Annotated in this window: 13 protein-coding genes and 3 rRNA genes; 14 read left to right on the top strand and 2 right to left on the bottom strand. The window is 66.9% G+C overall.

What is annotated here, in order from left to right:
- Nucleotides 1-92: 92 nt before the first annotated feature.
- Nucleotides 93-1,484: a hypothetical protein gene (locus ACQP2T_RS47405; protein WP_433511394.1), complete on the top strand. Its 1,392-nt coding sequence runs from the start codon at nucleotides 93-95 to the stop codon at nucleotides 1,482-1,484.
- Here ACQP2T_RS47405 and erm read toward each other — a convergent pair.
- Nucleotides 1,473-2,198, bottom strand: coding sequence for an ErmE/ErmH/ErmO/ErmR family 23S rRNA (adenine(2058)-N(6))-methyltransferase (gene erm / locus ACQP2T_RS47400; protein ID WP_433519928.1), 726 nt, complete (start codon nucleotides 2,196-2,198; stop codon nucleotides 1,473-1,475). The genes ACQP2T_RS47405 and erm overlap by 12 nt on opposite strands.
- 326 nt (nucleotides 2,199-2,524) lie before the next feature.
- On the opposite strand from erm, the gene ACQP2T_RS47395 reads away from it, so the two are divergent.
- The 10 genes from ACQP2T_RS47395 to ACQP2T_RS47350 all read left to right on the top strand — a co-directional run bounded on the left by ACQP2T_RS47395 (nucleotide 2,525) and on the right by ACQP2T_RS47350 (nucleotide 12,746).
- Nucleotides 2,525-3,586, top strand: a complete 1,062-nt coding sequence (locus tag ACQP2T_RS47395) for an ATP-binding protein (protein ID WP_433511393.1) — start codon at nucleotides 2,525-2,527, stop codon at nucleotides 3,584-3,586.
- A complete protein-coding gene (locus ACQP2T_RS47390; protein WP_433511392.1) occupies nucleotides 3,583-5,361 on the top strand; it encodes a vWA domain-containing protein in 1,779 nt (592 codons plus the stop codon). The genes ACQP2T_RS47395 and ACQP2T_RS47390 overlap by 4 nt, the downstream gene beginning before the upstream one ends.
- A gap of 41 nt (nucleotides 5,362-5,402) precedes the next feature.
- On the top strand, nucleotides 5,403-6,083 hold the full coding sequence (locus ACQP2T_RS47385; RefSeq protein WP_433511391.1) for a response regulator transcription factor: 681 nt from the start codon (nucleotides 5,403-5,405) through the stop codon (nucleotides 6,081-6,083).
- Complete coding sequence (locus ACQP2T_RS47380) at nucleotides 6,080-7,468, top strand: ATP-binding protein (protein ID WP_433511390.1); 1,389 nt, start codon at nucleotides 6,080-6,082, stop codon at nucleotides 7,466-7,468. The genes ACQP2T_RS47385 and ACQP2T_RS47380 overlap by 4 nt, the downstream gene beginning before the upstream one ends.
- A gap of 44 nt (nucleotides 7,469-7,512) precedes the next feature.
- On the top strand, nucleotides 7,513-8,052 hold the full coding sequence (locus ACQP2T_RS47375; protein ID WP_433511389.1) for a hypothetical protein: 540 nt from the start codon (nucleotides 7,513-7,515) through the stop codon (nucleotides 8,050-8,052).
- On the top strand, nucleotides 8,049-9,152 hold the full coding sequence (locus tag ACQP2T_RS47370) for a peptidoglycan-binding protein (protein WP_433511388.1): 1,104 nt from the start codon (nucleotides 8,049-8,051) through the stop codon (nucleotides 9,150-9,152). The genes ACQP2T_RS47375 and ACQP2T_RS47370 overlap by 4 nt, the downstream gene beginning before the upstream one ends.
- Nucleotides 9,152-9,832 carry an ABC transporter ATP-binding protein gene (locus tag ACQP2T_RS47365; protein ID WP_433519927.1) on the top strand — a complete coding sequence of 227 codons (681 nt, stop codon included), beginning with the start codon at nucleotides 9,152-9,154 and terminating at the stop codon, nucleotides 9,830-9,832. The genes ACQP2T_RS47370 and ACQP2T_RS47365 overlap by 1 nt, the downstream gene beginning before the upstream one ends.
- On the top strand, nucleotides 9,829-11,031 hold the full coding sequence (locus ACQP2T_RS47360) for an ABC transporter permease (protein WP_433511387.1): 1,203 nt from the start codon (nucleotides 9,829-9,831) through the stop codon (nucleotides 11,029-11,031). Before ACQP2T_RS47365 ends, ACQP2T_RS47360 begins: the two co-directional genes overlap by 4 nt.
- 116 nt (nucleotides 11,032-11,147) lie before the next feature.
- Nucleotides 11,148-12,008 carry a hypothetical protein gene (locus ACQP2T_RS47355; protein ID WP_433511386.1) on the top strand — a complete coding sequence of 287 codons (861 nt, stop codon included), beginning with the start codon at nucleotides 11,148-11,150 and terminating at the stop codon, nucleotides 12,006-12,008.
- 33 nt (nucleotides 12,009-12,041) lie between these two features.
- Nucleotides 12,042-12,746, top strand: a complete 705-nt coding sequence (locus ACQP2T_RS47350; RefSeq protein WP_433511385.1) for a DUF6597 domain-containing transcriptional factor — start codon at nucleotides 12,042-12,044, stop codon at nucleotides 12,744-12,746.
- Here the strand turns inward: ACQP2T_RS47350 and ACQP2T_RS47345 are convergent.
- Nucleotides 12,703-13,743 (bottom strand): AI-2E family transporter, encoded by a 1,041-nt coding sequence (locus ACQP2T_RS47345; RefSeq protein WP_433511384.1) that lies wholly within the window; start codon nucleotides 13,741-13,743, stop codon nucleotides 12,703-12,705. The genes ACQP2T_RS47350 and ACQP2T_RS47345 overlap by 44 nt on opposite strands.
- A gap of 467 nt (nucleotides 13,744-14,210) precedes the next feature.
- Here ACQP2T_RS47345 and ACQP2T_RS47340 point away from each other — a divergent pair.
- The 3 genes from ACQP2T_RS47340 (at nucleotide 14,211) to rrf (ending at nucleotide 19,529) form a co-directional block, all read left to right on the top strand.
- Nucleotides 14,211-15,734: ribosomal RNA gene (locus tag ACQP2T_RS47340) — 16S ribosomal RNA — on the top strand.
- 495 nt (nucleotides 15,735-16,229) lie between these two features.
- Nucleotides 16,230-19,339: ribosomal RNA gene (locus ACQP2T_RS47335) — 23S ribosomal RNA — on the top strand.
- A 73-nt stretch (nucleotides 19,340-19,412) separates the two neighbouring features.
- Nucleotides 19,413-19,529, top strand: a 5S ribosomal RNA gene (rrf, locus tag ACQP2T_RS47330).
- Together the 16S, 23S and 5S rRNA genes form the textbook arrangement of a ribosomal RNA operon.
- The last annotated feature ends 298 nt before the right edge of the window (nucleotides 19,530-19,827 follow it).

The raw sequence follows: 19,827 nt of genomic DNA, 5'->3' as shown, positions 1-19,827 counted from the left end.
TGTTCTATCGCGTTACGACCCGCCATGTCAGAGTTAAGAATCGGAACCCTCGGTGGAAGTACTCAGAGGAGTACGGCAGGCTAGAAGCCGCCATGGATTACGCAGTTCTCACGGGGACGATCCTCGTCGCAGGTGTCTTGTTCGCTCTCATCGCCCAATGGCGTGACTGGCGACCCCCTCTCCTTGTCTCCGTGCTGGTCGGCGTGGCCGTACGCGTGGTGCTGATGTTCACCGCGGCCCACGACTCCTGGCAGCCCGTCGACTTCATGGAGAGCTTCCAGCCAGCGGGCCAGGCGGTGCTGAACGGCCAGGACCCGGTCCTGGCCAGCGAGGGCGGCTGGCACTTCCTGCCAACCATCCCCTACGTCTACGGGATCCTGCTGTGGCTGGGCATCCCGTGGGTCTACGCCGGACGCCTGGTCACCGTGGTCGCCGACATCGTGCTGATCCCGCTGGTCGCCAAGCTGGCCGGCGGTCCCAAGGCGTCGCTGCGCGCCCTGCAGTACGCGCTCAACCCGCTCGCCCTGCTCGTCGCCTGCATCCATGGCCAGGTCGAGCCGGTGGCGCTGGCCTTCGGCGTGGCCGCCTTCGTGGTGGCCCGCGGCCCCGGCTCGCCCGAGCGGGCCGGCATCACGACCCAGGTGGTCGCCAAGGTACGCCGGGGCGTCTCGGCCTACGGCTGGCGGCTGTCGCTGCGCCGGATCGTGGGCCGCGGCGGCATGCTCCACCGCGCCCTCATGCCCGGCCCGATGGACCGCGCCGATCTGAAGCGCGGTGCGCTGGCCGGTCTGCTGATGGGCCTGGCCCTGTGCGCGAAGAGCTGGCCGATCTGGCTGATCCCCGGCATGCTGCTCCTCCTGCCCAACCTGCGGGCCAGGATCGCCGCGCTGTTCATGACCGGCGCGCTGCCGGTGTTCTTCCTGGTCACACTGCCGATCTTCGCGGGCACGTCGCTCAAGCAGATCCCCGCGGTCATCGAGACCATTCAGGACATCCGGCCGATCATCGGAGAGTGGGGCTGGACACCGCACTTCACCGGCGGCGACTGGGCGCTCATCCCCGGCCTGGCCAAGATCGGCACTTACCTGATCTACATCTGCGTCGTCCTCGCGGTGCTGCTCTGGCGACGGGCCGACCCGATCGACATGACCCTAGCCATCCTGCTGATCTTCATGGTCGTCACGCCGCGGTTGGGCGCCCAATACCTCCTGTGGTTCATGCCGTTCCTGATCGCCAGGCCCACCAAGTTCGCCTGGCCGGCGATCATCGGGGTCTCGTTGTGGTCGGCGTACGGCTATCTGTACATGACCCAGTTCGGCGACAACGCCTGGTGGCTGCTGCACCGCGACTGGTCGAGAGCGTCGATCGTGCTGCTGCCGATCCTGCTCATGGCGATGCCCTGGGGCCGCCGGTCCCCGGCGGCCCAGGTGCTCGCCCCGCCCGTCGAGCCGGCGGGGAAGGCGACGGTCACGTCAGCGGCATAGCCGCTCCCACAACGTGATCCACTGGTCGGGGTGGACGTGGCCCACCACCGTGTCGCGGGCGATGCCCGCCGCGGCGAGGGCTGCCTCCACCCCGTCGTAATGGCGTCTCAGCGAGGCGCGCACCGAGCCGCCGACCCCGCCGAACCCCACCTCCACCAGTTTCTGGTAGCCGCGCCGCGCCTCGACCAGCGGCGTGGGCCGCCGCTCGATCCGCAGGATCGCCGAGTCGACCGACGGGACCGGCCGGAAGCTCTCCCTGCCGATCCGGTCACCCAGCCGCCAGTGGAACCACGGCCACGACTCCACCGTCACCAGGCTCCAGCGGCCGTAGTCGCCCGAGCGCTTGCGGGCGTACTCCCGCTGGGTGAGCAGCGTCGCCGACGTGAGCCCCGGCGCCCGCAGGCACCAGTCGACGATCCGCGAGGTGACCGAGTAGGGGATGTTGCCGACGACCGCGAACGGCTCACGCGGCGCCCGCGCGGTCGTGAAGTCGGCTCTGAGCACGTCGATCCGGGGATCGTCGCGGGTGCGCGCGGCGAGCCGGCCAGCCAGCCGCGGGTCGATCTCGTAGCCGATCACCTGGGCGCCGGCCTCGGCCAGCGCCCAGGTCAGTACGCCCTCGCCCGAGCCGGGTTCGAGCACCAGCCCGTCGGGGGCGGCCGCCTTGACCACCAGCTCGACGGCATGCCGGTCGACCAGGAAATTCTGCGACAAGGCGCGCCTGGCCCGGTCTCTGGGCGTGCGACCGCCGCTGTTCCTGGCGTTCTTCTGGGTGTGTGAATAGTTTCCGTGCGCGAAGTTCTGCGCCACAGCCGCCCTCTCGGGTCTTCGAGATGTATGGGTCTCTCGAAGGGCCCGGGGCGCGCCGGCGGACGCCTAGGTCGTAACCGCGTCAGCTAGCGGGCCCGAGCCCGGTCGCTGCGCAGACGCATGAAGCAGAGGCAATACATGCGCTCGATGCTAGGGAGGCCGTCGTTGACGGGGCAACTCAATAAAAAACCGGATGCGCGCCCCACCCGGCGTTCGCCACTCTGATAGACGTGCAGGCGACGGTGACGGTCACTCCGCAGCAGCTCCCCGAGCTGCTGCTGCACGTCGCCGTCGTCCGGCCGGTGTTCCTGTGGGGCGCGCCCGGCATCGGCAAGAGCTCGCTGGTCCGCGAGTTCGCCGACTCCCTCGGCCTCGACTGCGTGACCCTGCTCGGCACCCAGCTCGCGCCCGAGGACCTCATCGGGGTGCCCGAGCTGATCAATGGCCGCAGCCGGTTCGCGCCGCCCGAGTCGATCGCCCGCGCCGAGCCCTACTGCCTGTTCCTCGACGAGCTGAACGCCTCGGCGCCTGAGGTGCAGAAGGCGTTCTACTCGCTGATCCTTGACCGCAGGATCGGCGCGTACGAGCTGCCCGCCGGGTCCGTCGTGATCGGCGCGGGCAACCGGGCCACCGACAACGCGCTCGCCCGCCCGATGGCCTCCGCGCTGATCAACCGGCTGGTCCATGTACACCTGCGGGCCGCGCCCGACGACTGGCTCAAGTGGGCCGCCGCCAACGGCATCCACCCGTGGATCGTCGACTACCTGGGGCAGCGGCCCGACCACCTGTGGAGCGCGCCGCCCAAGACCGAGGAGCCGTTCTCCTCGCCGCGTGCCTGGCACATGCTCTCCGACGTGCTGACCTCCTACGGTGACGACGTCGCCGACGAGACGCTCGCCATGCTCGCGTTCGGCACGCTCACCGCCAACCACGCCTCCGCCTTCCGCGCCTACGTCAAGACCGTCCGGCACGCGTACGACCTCAACGCGGTGATCAAGGGCGAGGCACCGTGGCCGCGCCGGCCGGAGGAGCGCGACCTGCTCTACTTCCTGGCCGAGGCGTTCCGGGCCCGGCTGGTCAAGGAGCTGCCCGTGGACAAGCGCGGCGCCTCCTCCAGAGGGCGTGACCTGGGCTTCCGCGCCAAGACGCTGCTGGTCGAGCTGGCCGAGATCTCGCTGGAGTGCGCCCAGCTCGTCATCGCCTCCGACGCCAACGGCGCGCCCGCGCTGCCCACCTGGTTCCTCGTCGAGGTCGGCAGGGACGTGCCCAGGCTGATGGCGGCCCGGTCATGAGCCCCCGCAACAAGGCCAAGACCGACCCGTGGCGCGCCGAGGTGCGCAAGGGCTGGCAGCTCGTCGACCGGCACCCGCTGTTCTCCGTCTACCACAGCTGGCTCTACGCGGCGGAGGAGGGGGAGCTGTCGGCCGACACCTGGGCGGTGGTGACGGAGGACGGGGACATCCGCCACCACCCCCGCCGCCGCGCCGAGGCGGCCGAGTGGGCGTGGATCTTCGCCCACCTGCTGCTCCATCTCGGCTTCGGGCACGCCGACCCGCGCACCTGCGCGCCGAAGGACGTCGAAGGCGACCGTCCCGAGCCCGCCTACCGGGCCGCGTGCTGCCTGGCCGTCGACCGGTTCCTGCGCACACTCAAGATCGGCCGCTGCCCCGCGCCGCTGCCCGCCGAACTGCCCGAGCAGGACGAGGTCACACTGTCGGAGCGCTGGCGCAGGCTCGGCATCCCCGAGGCGTACAAACCGGTCGGAGAGGAGGACTTCCGCATCTGCTCGGCGGAGATGGCCAAGCACTTCGACTTCCCGTCCATGTTCGCGGTGGGCGTCGCCGAGGCGGCCACCGCCGCGCTCGACCAGGCGGGCACCCCGCGCGTCGCGAGCGACAAGCACGTAGAGGGGCCGTGGGACGCGGCGCTGCGCTGGTTCGTCTCCTCCTACCCGCTGCTGGGCGCGCTCGCCGCCGGCATGAAGATAGTCGCCGAGGTGGAGCTGGCCAGGAGCTGGGGGATCTCCATCGCCGCGGTCAGCGCGGAAGCCGGCGAGATCTACATCAACCCGCTCGCCCGGCACTCCGAGGAGGAGTGGCGGTTCGTGCTGGCCCACGAGATGCTGCACGCCGCGCTCCGCCATGGCGAACGGGTCGGCCCACGCGAGCCGTACATCTGGAACGTCGCCTGCGACTACGTGATCAACGGCTGGCTCACCGAGATGGGCGTCGGCGAGATGCCCGAAGGGCTGCTGTTCGACCAGACACTGTCCGGCATGTCGGCCGAGGCGGTCTACGACACGATCGTCACCGACCTGCGGCGGATGCGGAAGCTCGCCACGCTGCGCGGACGCGGCCTCGGCGACGTCCTCGACCGGCCACCACGCCCGGCCCGCGGCTGCGTCGACCTCGACGAGTACTACCGCAGCGCACTCTGCACGGGCCTGGCCTTCCACCAGGGCAACGGCCGCGGCTTCGTACCGGCCGGGCTGGAGCAGGAGATCCGGGCGCTCGACCAGCCGCCGCTGCCGTGGGACGCGCAGCTGGCCCGCTGGTTCGACGAGCACTTCCAGCCGGAGGAGACCCGGCGCTCCTACGCCCGCGCCTCCCGCCGTCAGGCCGCCACCCCGCACATCCCGCGCCCCGGCCGGGTGCGGCCGGAGGAGGTGGTCAGGAAGGCCACGTTCGGCGTGGTGCTGGACACCTCGGGCTCGATGGACGTCAAGCTGCTCGGCAAGGCGCTCGGCGCGATCGCCTCCTACGCCTCGGTCCGCGACGTGCCGCGGGCGCGCGTGGTGTTCTGCGACGCCATCGCGTACGACGCCGGCTACCTGCCGGTCGAGGACATCGCGAACCGGGTCAAGGTACGCGGCCGGGGCGGCACGATCCTGCAGCCCGGAGTCAGCCTGCTGGAACGGGCCGACGACTTCCCGACGGACGGGCCGATCCTGCTCATCACCGACGGTCAGTGCGACGTGATTCGCATCCGCCGCGACCACGCCTTCCTCGTGCCACAGGGCGCTTCGCTGCCGTTCCGGCCGCGCGGGCCGATTTTCTTCATGAAGTGACTTTGAGCTGGCTTTGAACTGGCTTGGGTAGACCTTTGACCATGGATCGACCGGCCAGGGTGCTCGTCGTGGACGACGAGCCGAACATCCGTGCCCTGCTCTCGCAGACGTTGCGCCTGGTCTCGTTCGAGGTCAGGACCGCCGAGTCCGGCGCCGAGGCGGTGCGGGCCGCCAGGGAGTTCGAGCCCGACATCGTGGTGCTCGACGTGATGATGGCGGACATCGACGGGTTCGAGGTGGCCAGGCGGCTCGGCGAGAGCGTCCCGGTGCTGTTCCTGACCGCGCGTGACACGGTCGAGGACCGCGTCAAGGGGCTCACACTGGGCGCCGACGACTACGTGGCCAAGCCGTTCAGCCTGGAGGAGGTGGTGCTGCGCATCCGGGCCATCCTGCGGCGCAGCCGTACCGAGACCGGGCGCGAGGACGTGCTGCGCTACGCCGACCTGGAGCTCGACGTGGCCGCGCACGAGGTGCGCCGCGGCGGCGTGGTCGTCGATCTGTCGCCCACCGAGTTCAACCTGCTCGAATACCTGCTGACGAACGCCGGCCGGGTAGTGAGCAAGGCGCAGATCCTCGACAGCGTCTGGCGCTACGACTTCGACGGCGACTCCAGCATCGTCGAGTCGTACGTCTACTACCTGCGCAAGAAGATCGACAAGTTCGAGCCGCAGCTCATCCACACCGTGCGCGGCGTCGGCTACACGCTCAGGACCCCGCGGTGAGGCCGGGCAGGTGGACGCTGCGCGCCCGGCTCGTCATGGCGATACTCGGGCTCACCACGGTCGCGCTCGTGCTGGCCAACGTGGTCGGCATCGCGCTGCTCGGCGACAATCTGCTGCGCCGCGTGGACTCCCAGCTCAACACGATGGGCGGCGCGGTCGGCAAGCTGCCGATGATGGCCGGCCTGATCTCCGGCGGTCAGACCATGGACTGGGAGAAGGTGCTGACCAAACGGGTCGCCTCCGTGGCCAGGATCTACCTCTATTCCGCCGACGGCAGGCTGGTCAGCGGGCTGCCGGGCGACTCGGACTCAGGCCCGGTGCTCGACGACGTCCACGTGGGTGACCCCTACACGGTGAGCGGCACCACGGGGCCGTCCTGGCGGCTGAAGGTGAGCACGACCCGCGACGGCGGCACCGCGGTGGTCGCGCAGTCCCTCGGCGAACTGGAGGCGACCCGCGCCTCACTCGTCGCCATCGCCTTCGCCGTCAGCGCGCTCATCCTGCTCCTGCTCGGCCTGGCCGCCGATGCCGTCGTACGCCTCGGCCTGCGCCCGCTGACCAGGATGGAGCGTACGGCCGGCCAGATCGCCATGGGCGACTTCGCCAGCCGGGTCCCCGCCCTCGACCCGCACACCGAGGCGGGCCGCCTGGGCGCGGCCATGAACGTCATGCTCGACCGCGTCGAGAACGAGATCGCCGCCAGGACCGACTCCGAGTCCCGCATGCGCCGCTTCCTGGCCGACGCCTCGCACGAGCTGCGCACCCCGCTCACCTCGGTCCGCGGCTTCGCCGAGCTCTACCGCCGGGGCGGCGGTGACGATCAGGAGATGATGCGCAGGATCGAGGAGGAGGCCGCCAGGATGGGCATGCTCGTCAACGACCTGCTTACTCTGGCCCAGCTCGACCAGGAACGCCCCATCGACCGCCACCCCGTCGATCTGCTGGAGGTGGCGGCCGACACCATCCGGGACGCCCGCGTCCGGGTGCCCGGCAGGCAGGTCAGGCTGAGCGGCCTGGGCGGGACACTGGCCCCCGTCTCGGTGGTGGGCGACGAGGCCCGGCTGCGCCAGGTCGCCGCCAACCTCGTCGGCAACGCCCTCACCCACACCCCGGAGGACGCGTCGGTGACGGTGAGCGTGGGCACGGCACGCGGCATGGCGGTGTTCGAGGTGGCCGACACCGGGCCCGGCGTTCCGGAGCAGCACATCCCCCACGTCTTCGACCGCCTCTACCGCGTCAGCCAGGGCAGATCCAGGATCGACGGCGGCGCTGGGCTGGGCCTGGCCATCGCCGCCGCGATCGTGCACGCCCACGGCGGCACGATCGAACTCGACTCCGCGCCGGGCCGGGGCGCCACCTTCCGCGTGCTCCTACCCGGCTCCTAGGCGGCTCCCAGGCTCCTTTGATCGGCGCTCGGCACGTTCGAAGCATGAAGAGAATCCTCCTCGCGACCGCGACGGCGATGCTGGCTCTGGGCGTCACCGCATGCGGCACCGAACCGAGTTCGACGGGAGTCGCCTCCGTCAAGGCCGCCTCGTCCACCGCGCCCACCGCCGCCACCGCCTCGCCCACGGCCAGTGCCGATCCGCAGGAGCAGGCCAGGAAGTTCGCCGCGTGCATGCGGGAGAACGGCGTCGACATGCCCGACCCCGACCCCGACGGCGGTGGCGGCCTCGCCGCCATGACCTCCATCAAGGGCGACAAGGACAAGATCCAGAAGGCCATGGAAGCCTGCCGGTCCCTCTCTCCGATCAAGAACCGCGCGGAGCTCAAGCCGGAAGACACGGAGCAATTGCGCCAGTTCGCCGCGTGCATGCGCGAGAACGGCGTCGACATGCCTGACCCCGATGCCAGCGGCAAGATCATGGGGAAGGGCATGGCGCGCAACTTCAAGCCGGACGACCCGGTGTTCAAGAAGGCGTATGAGGCATGCCGGGACAAGTTCCCGAAGATGGGCCCGGCGCGATGACACAAGCGACGGAGAAGCCCGAGAAGGCCGCCCCCGAGGTCCTGGCCATCCAGCCGCGCCGGGGCCGGCCGCTGCGCGTGGCCGCCTGGGCCGGGGGCACCGCCCTGCTCGCCGCCGCCGTCGCGGCCGCCGCCATCGGCTTCGGCGGCAACGGCTCGGGCACGGCCGTCGCCGACCGTACGCCCCCGGCCACCGCGAAGGTGACCCGTACGACGCTCACCGAGACCAAGACCGTCGACGGCACGCTCGGCTACGGCGACACCATCACGGTCACCGCGAAGTCGCCGGGCACGATCACCTGGCTGCCCGAGGAAGGCGCCACCATCACTCGGGGCAAGGCCGTCTACAGCGTCGACGCCGACCGCCGCCCCCTGCTCTACGGCGGCATGCCCCTCTATCGCGTGCTCAAGGACGGCGTCGAGGGCAAGGACGTCGAGTTGCTGGAGCGGAACCTGGCCAAGCTCGGCTACACCGGCTTCGACGTCGACGAGGAGTTCACCTGGGCCACCCGCGAGGCCGTCGAGGACTGGCAGGACGACCTCGGTCTGGACGTCACCGGCGAGGTCCAGCCCACCGACGTGGTCGTGGAGCGCGGACCCCTCCGCGTCGCCGGCCTCAAGACCACGCTCGGCGCCGGCGGCACGGGGCCTGTGCTCACCGCGACGGGCACCACCCGTCAGGTGCTCGTCAACCTCGACGTGGCCGACGCGCACCTGGTCAAGAAGGGCCTCGGCGCCACGGTCGAGCTGCCGGACGGCTCCACCGTGAAGGGCAAGGTCACCAGCGTGGGCAAGGTCGCGACCGAGACGGGCACGGGCGGCGACGCCACCACCACGATCGAGGTCAAGGTGTCGGTGAGGGGCCTGAAGAAGCCGTTCGACTCCGCCCCGGTCGACGTCACGATCGTGTCGGCCCGGCGCGAGGACGTGCTGGCCGTACCCGTCGGGGCGCTGCTGGCCCTCGCGGAGGGCGGCTACGGCGTACAGGTCGTGTCGGGCGGCACCACCCAGTACGCGGCCGTCGACATCGGCATGTTCGCCGACGGCAAGGTGGAGGTCGGCGGCGTCCAGGAGGGCGCGACCGTGGCGGTGCCCAAGTGATCGTCCAGCTGGCTGACGTGAGCAAGTCGTACGGGGAGGTGGCCGCGTTGCGCGGCGTCTCCATGGGCATCGAGTACGGCGAACTCGTCGGCATCGTCGGCCCGTCGGGTTCGGGCAAGTCGACCATGCTCAACATGATCGGCACCCTGGACCGCCCGTCGAGCGGCACCGTGCGCATCGCCGGGCACGACGTGCTCACCCTCACCGACAAGCAGTTGTCGGCGCTGCGGGCGAACGTCATCGGCTTCGTCTTCCAGCAGTTCCACCTCGCCGCGGGCGTCCCGGCGCTGGACAACGTCGCAGACGGCCTCCTGTACGCGGGTCCCTCCCTGCGCGAACGCCGCTTGCGCGCCTGCGAGGCACTTGAGCGGGTCGGGCTCGGGCACCGGCTCGGCCACCGCCCGCACGAGCTGTCCGGCGGCGAGCGGCAGCGGGTGGCCATCGCCCGCGCCGTGGTCGGCGGGCCGCGGCTGCTGCTGGCCGACGAGCCGACGGGCAATCTGGACTCGCGCTCCGGCGCGGGCGTCATGGACCTGCTGCGCGAGCTGAACGCCGGCGGCACCACCGTGGTCGTCATCACCCACGACCGCGACATCGCGGCCTCGCTCCCGAGGCAGGTCGAGATGCTCGACGGGCTCGTGGTGGACCTCATGGACATCACGGACGGAGCCGGGGTATGACCGCCACCATCCTGACCCCCGCCCGGATGCGGCCGCGCGACGTCGTCAGGGTCGGCGGCTCGGGCCTGCGCGCCAGACCGCTGCGGGTGTTCCTGTCGGCGCTCGGCATCGCCATCGGCATCGCGGCCATGCTCGGCGTCGTCGGCATCTCCGCCTCCAGCCAGGAGGACCTGAACCGCCAGCTCGAAGCACTCGGCACGAACCTGCTCACCGTCTCACCCGGCCAGACGCTCTTCGGCGAGAGCTCCCACCTGCCCGCCGAGGCGGAGGGCATGATCGAACGGATCGCACCCGTCACATCGGTCACCGCCACGGGCACCACGGCCGCCAAGGTCTACCGCAACGACCACATCCCGGCGGCCCAGTCGGGCAGCATCTCGGTCACGGCCGCCCGCCTCGACCTGCCGCACGACGTGGGCGCCCAGATCGTCAGCGGCACCTGGCTGAACCAGGCCACCCAGCGGTACCCGGCCACCGTGCTCGGCGCCAAGGCGGCCGACCGGCTCGGCGTCGTACGGGCGGGCCCCGACCAGCGGGTCTGGCTGGGCGGACAGTGGTTCACCGTCGTCGGCGTGCTCGGTCCCGCGCCGCTCGCCCCCGAACTCGACACCGCGGCGCTGATCGGCTGGTCCGTCGCCGAGGAACGGCTGGACTTCGACGGCTACCCGACCACGATCTACGCCAGGGCCGAGGAGGCGTCCGTCGTCGCCGTACGCGATGTGCTGGGCCCCACCACCAACCCGGAGAAGCCCAACGAGGTCGAGGTCTCCAGACCGTCGGACGCGCTGGCCGCCAAACAGGCCACCGACGCCACGCTGAACGCCCTCCTGCTCGGCCTCGGCGGCGTCGCCCTGCTGGTCGGCGGGGTAGGCGTGGCCAACACGATGGTGATCTCGGTGCTCGAACGGCGCGCCGAGATCGGGCTACGTCGCTCGCTGGGCGCCACCCGCGGGCAGATCCGGCTGCAGTTCCTGGCCGAATCGCTGCTCCTGTCCGCCATCGGTGGCGTCGGCGGCGTCGCGCTGGGCATCGGCGTCACCGCCGCGTACGCGAGCTTCCAGGGCTGGCCGGCGGTCGTGCCGGTCTGGGCCATGCTCGGCGGTGTGCTCGCCACCCTGGTCATCGGCGGGATCGCCGGGTTCTATCCGGCCGTACGAGCCGCCCGCATGTCGCCCACGGAGGCCCTGGCCACGACGTGACCATCGGGCGGACGAGATGCCCGTGCGGCGCGCAGGCCGGCGGGCATCACTCGGACGCTCCACGTGTCCGTTTCTTACAAGAAGAACCTGGCCAGGCCGGGATAGCTTGCACCGCTATGGAGCTGAATTCGCGGGCGGTCTCCCGCGCTGAGAGATACCTGCTGCTGCACGGGCGGCTGATCGACAGGCTCAGGTTCGAGGCCCTGTTCAGGGGTGCCTCCCGTACGCGTGTGCTAGACGCGCTGCGCTGCTACCGGAACGACGACGGCGGCTTCGGCAACGCGCTCGAACCGGACCTGCGCGGGGCGGGCAGCCAGCCGGAGCCGGTGGAGGTGGCGTTCTGGATCCTCGACGAGCTGGACGCCTTCGACGATCCGATGGTGGCCGCCGCCTGCGACTACCTCTTGGGGATCACGGCGAAGGACGGCGGCGTGCCGTTCGTGCTGCCGAGCGTTCGCGACACGCCGCGGGCGCCCTGGTGGGAGACCGGCGACGAGCCTCCGGGCAACCTCGTCCCCACCGCGTCGATCGCCGGGCTCCTGCACAAGCACGGCGTCGCCCACCCATGGCTCGAACCCGCCACCGACTTCTGCTGGTCGGCGATCGCCGGCATCTCGGACACGACCCCGTACGAGGCGCGGGCCGTCGTCCAGTTCCTGGACCTCGTCCCCGACCGGGCACGGGCCGAGGCGGAGTTCGCCCGGCTGCGTGAGGCCCTGCTGGCCACGGTCACCTTCGACCCCGACGCGTCCGGCCACGCGCATTTCCCCCTCGACTTCGCTCCGTCGCCGCTGCGGCTGCCGCTGTTCACGCAGGACGTCCTGGACCGGCACCTCGACGTGCTCGCCGCCGCCCAGTCGGAGGAGGGCGGATGGCAGGGGAACTGGCTGATCTGGACGCCCGTGGTGGAGCACGAGTGGGGCGGCTACATCACCGTGCACCGGCTGCGGACGCTCCAGGCGTACGGGCGGGTGTGACTTCTTGTCGGTGGGGGTGCGTAGCTTGGAGGCATGTACGAAGAGCGGCCTCCTGGGGACGGCTTCGACGGACGGGTCACCTGCGTGTGGCGGCAGGTGAGCGACGCCGACAGCACGCGGCTTGTGGTGCCCGATGGGTGCGTTGACCTCATCTGGGGGCCTTCGGGGGCCTTCGTGGCTGGCCCGGACACCGGGCCGATGCCGGTGCGGGTGCGCGCGGGGGACGCCTTCACCGGGATCCGGTTCAAGCCGGGCGGGGTCGGGGACGTGTTCGGCGTTCCGGCGCACGCCCTGCGCGACCAGCGGGTGCCGGTGGCGGACCTGGGATTCTCCGTCTCCGATGAGGAGTTCTCCGTCGGGCGGGATGTGGCGATGTCCGGGGGGCGGCGGCTCGCGAGCATGCGGGCCGCGGTCGTGGCCCGGCTTCGGGCCACCGCGCCCGCCGACGCCGCGGCGCCCGCGATAGCCGAGGCGCTCCGGACGGGGCGGAGCGTGGGCGAGGTGGCCTGGGCGCTGGGGTTCAGCGAGCGGCAGTTGCTGCGGCGCAGTCTGGCCTCGTTCGGATACGGGCCGAAGGTCCTGCAGCGGGTCGTCCGGTTCCAGCGGGCGCTGAAACTGGCGCGTGCGGGGGTGGCGCCGGTGGAGGTGGCGGTGGTCTCGGGCTACGCGGATCAGGCGCACCTGGCCAACGAGGTCAAGCGCCTGAGCGGCGTGACTCTGGCGGAGCTCCGGAGATGAGAGCGGCCGCCCAGCCCGCGCTGGGGTCGCTGTCGACGAGGATCGCCCGCGTGAGCAGGCTCAGGGGGATCGCCAGGAGCGCGCCCAGCGGCCCCAGGACGAACGCCCAGACGATCAGTGACAGGAACGTCATCGTGGTCGACAACCCCACCGCGTCACCCAGGAACTTGGGCTGGATGAACGATTGGATCACCACGTTGATGGCGATATAGGCGGCGATGACGAGGAGCATCTGCTTGATGCCGCCGTCGAGGAGCGCCAGCATCGCGGGCGGGATCAGTCCCAGGACGAAGCCGATGTTCGGGATGTAGTTGGTGATCAGCGCCAGGACACCCCAGAGAAGGGGCAGCGGCACACCCAGGATGGACAGGGCCAAGACGTCCAGCGCCGCGCAGATGAGACCGAAGATCGTGGAGACGATGAGATAGCGCCTGGTCTTGTGTGCGAACGTGCCGAACGCCTCCACCAGGTGCGGCTTGGCAGCCTTGCCCGACGCGATGATCTTGACGATGGCCGGGGTGTCCAGGCACATCGCGAGCAGCAGCACCACGATGAGAAACAGGCTGGAGAGGATCCCCAGCAGACTCGACAACAGGCTCTGCGCCAGCCCGAGCACCTTGGTGGGATCGAGGGCCTGGATCGCCTTGTCGAGTTGGGCGTTGCTGACGCCGTGGGTGGTGGCGAAGTTCTGGGCGTCGGTGAGCAACTGCTGAAACTGCGGGGCGTACGCGGGGAGCAACGAGGCGAGCTGGGTGACGGAGACGGTCAGCACCGCGACCATGCCCAGCAGCACGAACAGCACGATGAGGAAGGGCACGGCGACCTGCACCCAGCCGGGAGCGCCCGCGCGGGCGAGCCGGCCGCGCACCGGGGCGACGGCGATGACCAGCACGAGGGCGAGCACCACCGGGCCCAGGATCGACGCGACCTCGCGCATGCCGAACAGGACGATCACCGCGCAGGCGATACCCAGCAGGATGGTGAGGGCTCGGGGCACAGTGGCTTCCTACCCTTGGGCAGGGGATGACACCGGCAGGCCGTTGATTTGACGGTTCCGGGAGGCGTACATAGAGTTCACCAGTCCCACGAGGACGGCGATGATCGTCGGCCTCACTCGGGGACAACCCCCAAACAGATCCTTTCGGATGGTGTTCGCATCACTCTGGATGGTCTGGTAAGTTAGAGGGGTTGTCCCGGAAACGGGGCGGTCTTTATTCCAGCAGGTCGGAGCGGGTCGGGTCAATTTGACACCGGGCCGGGCGACTGAAAAGATAAAGACACAACGAAAACAGAAAAACGAAATGTGCGCCTCTCGCAGGTTGGGGAGTACGCGTCCGTTTCTTGAGAACTCAACAGTGTGTTAAAAGCCAGTGCATGATGCACAACCCCGTCATGTCTGCGCCTTTATGGTGTGGATGTGGTGGATTCCTTTTATATGGTTGGGATTTCTTTCCCTTCAGACATTGTTTGGAGAGTTTGATCCTGGCTCAGGACGAACGCTGGCGGCGTGCTTAACACATGCAAGTCGAGCGGAAAGGCCCTTCGGGGTACTCGAGCGGCGAACGGGTGAGTAACACGTGAGTAACCTGCCCCTGACTCTGGGATAAGCCCGGGAAACTGGGTCTAATACCGGATACGACCGCCTCCGGCATCGGATGGTGGTGGAAAGTTTTTTCGGTTGGGGATGGGCTCGCGGCCTATCAGCTTGTTGGTGGGGTAGTGGCCTACCAAGGCGACGACGGGTAGCCGGCCTGAGAGGGCGACCGGCCACACTGGGACTGAGACACGGCCCAGACTCCTACGGGAGGCAGCAGTGGGGAATATTGCGCAATGGGCGGAAGCCTGACGCAGCGACGCCGCGTGGGGGATGACGGCCTTCGGGTTGTAAACCTCTTTCAGCAGGGACGAAGTTGACGTGTACCTGCAGAAGAAGCGCCGGCTAACTACGTGCCAGCAGCCGCGGTAATACGTAGGGCGCAAGCGTTGTCCGGAATTATTGGGCGTAAAGAGCTCGTAGGTGGCTGGTCGCGTCTGCCGTGAAAGCCCGCAGCTTAACTGCGGGTCTGCGGTGGATACGGGCCGGCTAGAGGTAGGTAGGGGCAAGTGGAATTCCTGGTGTAGCGGTGAAATGCGCAGATATCAGGAGGAACACCGGTGGCGAAGGCGGCTTGCTGGGCCTTACCTGACGCTGAGGAGCGAAAGCGTGGGGAGCGAACAGGATTAGATACCCTGGTAGTCCACGCTGTAAACGTTGGGCGCTAGGTGTGGGGATCTTCCACGATCTCCGTGCCGGAGCTAACGCATTAAGCGCCCCGCCTGGGGAGTACGGCCGCAAGGCTAAAACTCAAAGGAATTGACGGGGGCCCGCACAAGCGGCGGAGCATGTTGCTTAATTCGACGCAACGCGAAGAACCTTACCAAGGTTTGACATCACCCGGAAACGTGCAGAGATGTGCGCCTCTTCGGACTGGGTGACAGGTGGTGCATGGCTGTCGTCAGCTCGTGTCGTGAGATGTTGGGTTAAGTCCCGCAACGAGCGCAACCCTTGTTCCATGTTGCCAGCACGCTCCTTCGGGGGTGGTGGGGACTCATGGGAGACTGCCGGGGTCAACTCGGAGGAAGGTGGGGATGACGTCAAGTCATCATGCCCCTTATGTCTTGGGCTGCAAACATGCTACAATGGCCGGTACAGAGGGCTGCTAAACCGTGAGGTGGAGCGAATCCCTAAAAGCCGGTCTCAGTTCGGATTGGGGTCTGCAACTCGACCCCATGAAGTCGGAGTCGCTAGTAATCGCAGATCAGCAACGCTGCGGTGAATACGTTCCCGGGCCTTGTACACACCGCCCGTCACGTCACGAAAGTCGGCAACACCCGAAGCCCGTGGCCCAACCAGCTTGCTGGGGGGAGCGGTCGAAGGTGGGGCTGGCGATTGGGACGAAGTCGTAACAAGGTAGCCGTACCGGAAGGTGCGGCTGGATCACCTCCTTTCTAAGGAGCACCGATCGGATGACGGAAGTCATCGATCTACGCTGTGCCTGCGAGCGAACGTCTCGCACACGGCAAGCTCATTAGTGGAGCACTGGCTACTCAACCGGTTCCGGTCTTCCGGGCCGTTGGTACCGCCGCTGGAGACAGCGGAGTGGGAAGACGCGTCCTGAGACGATCTGAACTGGTTGGACACACTGTTGGGTCCTGAGGAAACGGACCTGGGACTGCGACCGCATCCCACCACCCACGCCAGTGGTTGCCCGCAAGGGCCTGACCTCCTGGCGCCGGGTCGGCGGGGTGGGACGTCGGCGGAAGTCGGCGCCCTTGAGCGGTGGGCAGTCCCGTGGTTTGTGGATACCTCATGCAGGGCCGCCTTCTGTCACATCGCATCGATCCTTCTCCCTCCAGGGGGAGCGGGGTGGTTGGTCTGGTGGCGGGTGGGGTTGGTTGCTGTTTGTTGTTTGAGATTTGCATAGTGGACGCGAGCATCTTTGTGGCCAAGTTTTTTAGGGCACACGGTGGATGCCTTGGCATCAGGAGCCGATGAAGGACGTGGGAGGCTGCGTTAAGCCTCGGGGAGTCGCCAACCAGACGTTGATCCGGGGATGTCCGAATGGGGAAACCTAGCACCAGTCATGTGGTGTTGCCTCCGCCTGAATGTATAGGGCGGTTGGTGGTAACGCGGGGAAGTGAAACATCTCAGTACCCGTAGGAAGAGAAAACAAGAGTGATTCCGTGAGTAGTGGTGAGCGAAAGCGGATGAGGCTAAACCGGGCGTGTGTGATAGCCGGCAGGCGTTGCATGTCCGGGGTCGTGGGACCCTCTTAAGGGAGCTGCCGCTTTCTTGGACAGTGATAAATCGATGGGTTAGTCGAAGCCTCTGGGAAGGGGCGCCGTAGACCGTGAGAGCCGGGTAGGCGAAAATCTGTCGACTGTTTGAGGGGATCCCAAGTAGCACGGGGCCCGAGAAATCCTGTGTGAATCTGCCAGGACCACCTGGTAAGCCTAAATACTCCCTGGTGACCGATAGTGCACGAGTACCGTGAGGGAAAGGTGAAAAGTGCCCCGGTGAGGGGTCGTGAAATAGTACCTGAAACCGTGTGCCTACAAGCCGTAGGAGCTTACATCAGCTTGCTGGTGTGTGATGTGACTGCGTGCCTTTTGAAGAATGAGCCTGCGAGTTATGGTGTGTGGCGAGGTTAACCCGTGTGGGGGAGCCGTAGCGAAAGCGAGTCTGAAGAGGGCGTTTGAGTCGCATGCTGTAGACCCGAAGCGGAGTGATCTACGCATGGGCAGGTTGAAGCTCAGGTAAGACTGGGTGGAGGACCGAACCCACCAGGGTTGAAAACCTGGGGGATGATCTGTGTGTAGGGGTGAAAGGCCAATCAAACTCCGTGATAGCTGGTTCTCCCCGAAATGCATTTAGGTGCAGCGTCGCGTGTTTCTTGCCGGAGGTAGAGCACTGGATGGCTGATGGGCCCGACAAGGTTACTGACGTCAGCCAAACTCCGAATGCCGGTAAGTGAGAGCGTGGCAGTGAGACTGCGGGCGATAAGGTTCGTAGTCGAGAGGGAAACAGCCCAGATCACCGACTAAGGCCCCTAAGCGTGTGCTAAGTGGGAAAGGATGTGGAGTCGCAGAGACAACCAGGAGGTTGGCTTAGAAGCAGCCACCCTTGAAAGAGTGCGTAATAGCTCACTGGTCAAGTGATTCCGCGCCGACAATGTAGCGGGGCTCAAGTACACCGCCGAAGTCGTGGCATTGATGCAGATTCGTCTGTGTTGATGGGTAGGGGAGCGTCGTGCAGCCGGTGAAGCAGCGGAGTGATCCAGTTGTGGAGGCTGTGCGAGTGAGAATGCAGGCATGAGTAGCGAATCGAGGGTGAGAAACCCTCGCGCCGGATGACCAAGGGTTCCTGGGGCAGGCTAATCCGCCCAGGGTAAGTCGGGACCTAAGGCGAGGCCGACAGGCGTAGTCGATGGACAACGGGTTGATATTCCCGTACCCGCTTCAATGCGCCCATATCGAACCTCGTGATGCTAAGAGTCCTTAAGTCCTCTGATGTCCTTCGGGACTAGGGGTGAGGCTGAACGCTCGATCCGATCGGGTAGTAGGTAAGCGATGGGGTGACGCAGGAAGGTAGTCCAGCCCAGGCGATGGTTGTCCTGGGGTAAGCATGTAGGGAGTGAGGTAGGCAAATCCGCCTCGCATGAATCCTGAGATGTGATGCCGAGCCGATTGTGGTGAAGTGGATGATCCTATGCTGCCGAGAAAAGCCTCTAGTGAGTGTTGTGGCGGCCCGTACCCTAAACCGACTCAGGTGGTCAGGTAGAGAATACTAAGGCGATCGGGTGAACTGCGGTTAAGGAACTCGGCAAATTGCCCCCGTAACTTCGGGAGAAGGGGGACCTCTGCTGGTGATCAGGCTAGCTCTGTGAGCTGGTGGGGGTCGCAGTGGCCAGGGGGAAGCGACTGTTTACTAAAAACACAGGTCCGTGCGAAGTCGTAAGACGATGTATACGGACTGACGCCTGCCCGGTGCCGGAACGTTAAGGGGACTGCTTAGCCGACGTAAGTTGGCGAAGGTGAGAACTTAAGCGCCGGTAAACGGCGGTGGTAACTATAACCATCCTAAGGTAGCGAAATTCCTTGTCGGGTAAGTTCCGACCTGCACGAATGGCGTAACGACTTCCCCGCTGTCTCAACCGCAGACCCGGCGAAATTGCACTACGAGTAAAGATGCTCGTTACGCGCAGCAGGACGGAAAGACCCCGGGACCTTCACTACAGCTTGACATTGGCGTTTGGAGCGTCTTGTGTAGGATAGGTGGGAGACTGGGAAGCTCGGACGCTAGTTCGGGTGGAGTCATTGGTGAAATACCACTCTGGTCGTTTTGAACGTCTAACTCTGGTCCGTGATCCGGATCGGGGACAGTGTCTGGTGGGTAGTTTAACTGGGGCGGTTGCCTCCTAAAGGGTAACGGAGGCGCCCAAAGGTTCCCTCAGCCTGGTTGGCAATCAGGTGTTGAGTGTAAGTGCACAAGGGAGCTTGACTGTGAGACTGACGGGTCGAGCAGGAGCGAAAGCTGGGACTAGTGATCCGGCATCGGCGTGTGGAAGCGGTGTCGCTCAACGGCTAAAAGGTACCCCGGGGATAACAGGCTGATCTTCCCCAAGAGTCCATATCGACGGGATGGTTTGGCACCTCGATGTCGGCTCGTCGCATCCTGGGGCTGGAGTAGGTCCCAAGGGTTGGGCTGTTCGCCCATTAAAGCGGTACGCGAGCTGGGTTTAGAACGTCGCGAGACAGTTCGGTCCCTATCCGCTGCGCGCGCAGGAGACTTGAAAGGGGCTGTCCCTAGTACGAGAGGACCGGGACGGACGAACCTCTGGTGTGCCAGTTGTACCGCCAGGTGCACGGCTGGTTGGCTACGTTCGGAAGGGATAACCGCTGAAAGCATCTAAGCGGGAAGCTCGCCTTGAGATGAGGTCTCCCACCATGAGAGTGGGTAAGGCTCCCGGTAGACGACCGGGTTGATAGGCCGGAGGTGGAAGCACGGTAACGTGTGGAGCTGACCGGTACTAATAGGCCGAGGACTTGACCACAAAGCATCTTGCTCGCGTCCACTATGTGATTCTGAAACAGCAAACGCGTGTGTGTTTGACAGTTTCATAGGGTTACGGCGGTTATGGCGGGAAGGAAACACCCGGTTACATTCCGAACCCGGAAGTTAAGCTTCCCAGCGCCGATGGTACTGCACTCGGGAGGGTGTGGGAGAGTAGGTCACCGCCGGACAATCTTTGGTTACGGGAAAGGGCTCCACGCTTGTGGGGCCCTTTTTCGCGTTTCAGGGGTTTGCGGGTGGTGGGGCCTCGCGCGTTGTGGCTTGTGGGGCCTTGCGCGTTGTGCGTGGGCCCTTCCTGCGTTTCAGGGGGCTTGCGCGTTAAGCCTTGTGGGGCCTTTTTCTGCGTGGTGGGGGTCTCACGCCTGGTGCGTGGGGCGCATCTTCCGCGTTATCTGGGTCTCACGTCTTGCGTGTGGGGCTCTTTTGCGTGGTGATCAGGGGCGGGAAAGGCCGTCACGATCGCTGACT

The organism is Nonomuraea sp. CA-143628 (genome assembly GCF_050942315.1).
In the GTDB taxonomy this organism is placed as follows: domain Bacteria; phylum Actinomycetota; class Actinomycetes; order Streptosporangiales; family Streptosporangiaceae; genus Nonomuraea.
Note: the sequence above shows the minus strand (reverse complement) of the source record. Positions and strands in the feature narration are given on the sequence as shown.

Excerpts from the sequence above, each read along its gene's own strand:
- ACQP2T_RS47355 (WP_433511386.1), top strand. The coding sequence starts at position 11,148 with ATGGAGCTGAATTCGCGGGCGGTCTCCCGCGCTGAGAGATACCTGCTG.
- ACQP2T_RS47375 (WP_433511389.1), top strand. The coding sequence starts at position 7,513 with ATGAAGAGAATCCTCCTCGCGACCGCGACGGCGATGCTGGCTCTGGGC.
- ACQP2T_RS47350 (WP_433511385.1), top strand. The coding sequence starts at position 12,042 with ATGTACGAAGAGCGGCCTCCTGGGGACGGCTTCGACGGACGGGTCACC.
- ACQP2T_RS47390 (WP_433511392.1), top strand. The coding sequence starts at position 3,583 with ATGAGCCCCCGCAACAAGGCCAAGACCGACCCGTGGCGCGCCGAGGTG.
- ACQP2T_RS47360 (WP_433511387.1), top strand. The coding sequence starts at position 9,829 with ATGACCGCCACCATCCTGACCCCCGCCCGGATGCGGCCGCGCGACGTC.
- ACQP2T_RS47385 (WP_433511391.1), top strand. The coding sequence starts at position 5,403 with ATGGATCGACCGGCCAGGGTGCTCGTCGTGGACGACGAGCCGAACATC.
- ACQP2T_RS47405 (WP_433511394.1), top strand. The coding sequence starts at position 93 with ATGGATTACGCAGTTCTCACGGGGACGATCCTCGTCGCAGGTGTCTTG.
- ACQP2T_RS47370 (WP_433511388.1), top strand. The coding sequence starts at position 8,049 with ATGACACAAGCGACGGAGAAGCCCGAGAAGGCCGCCCCCGAGGTCCTG.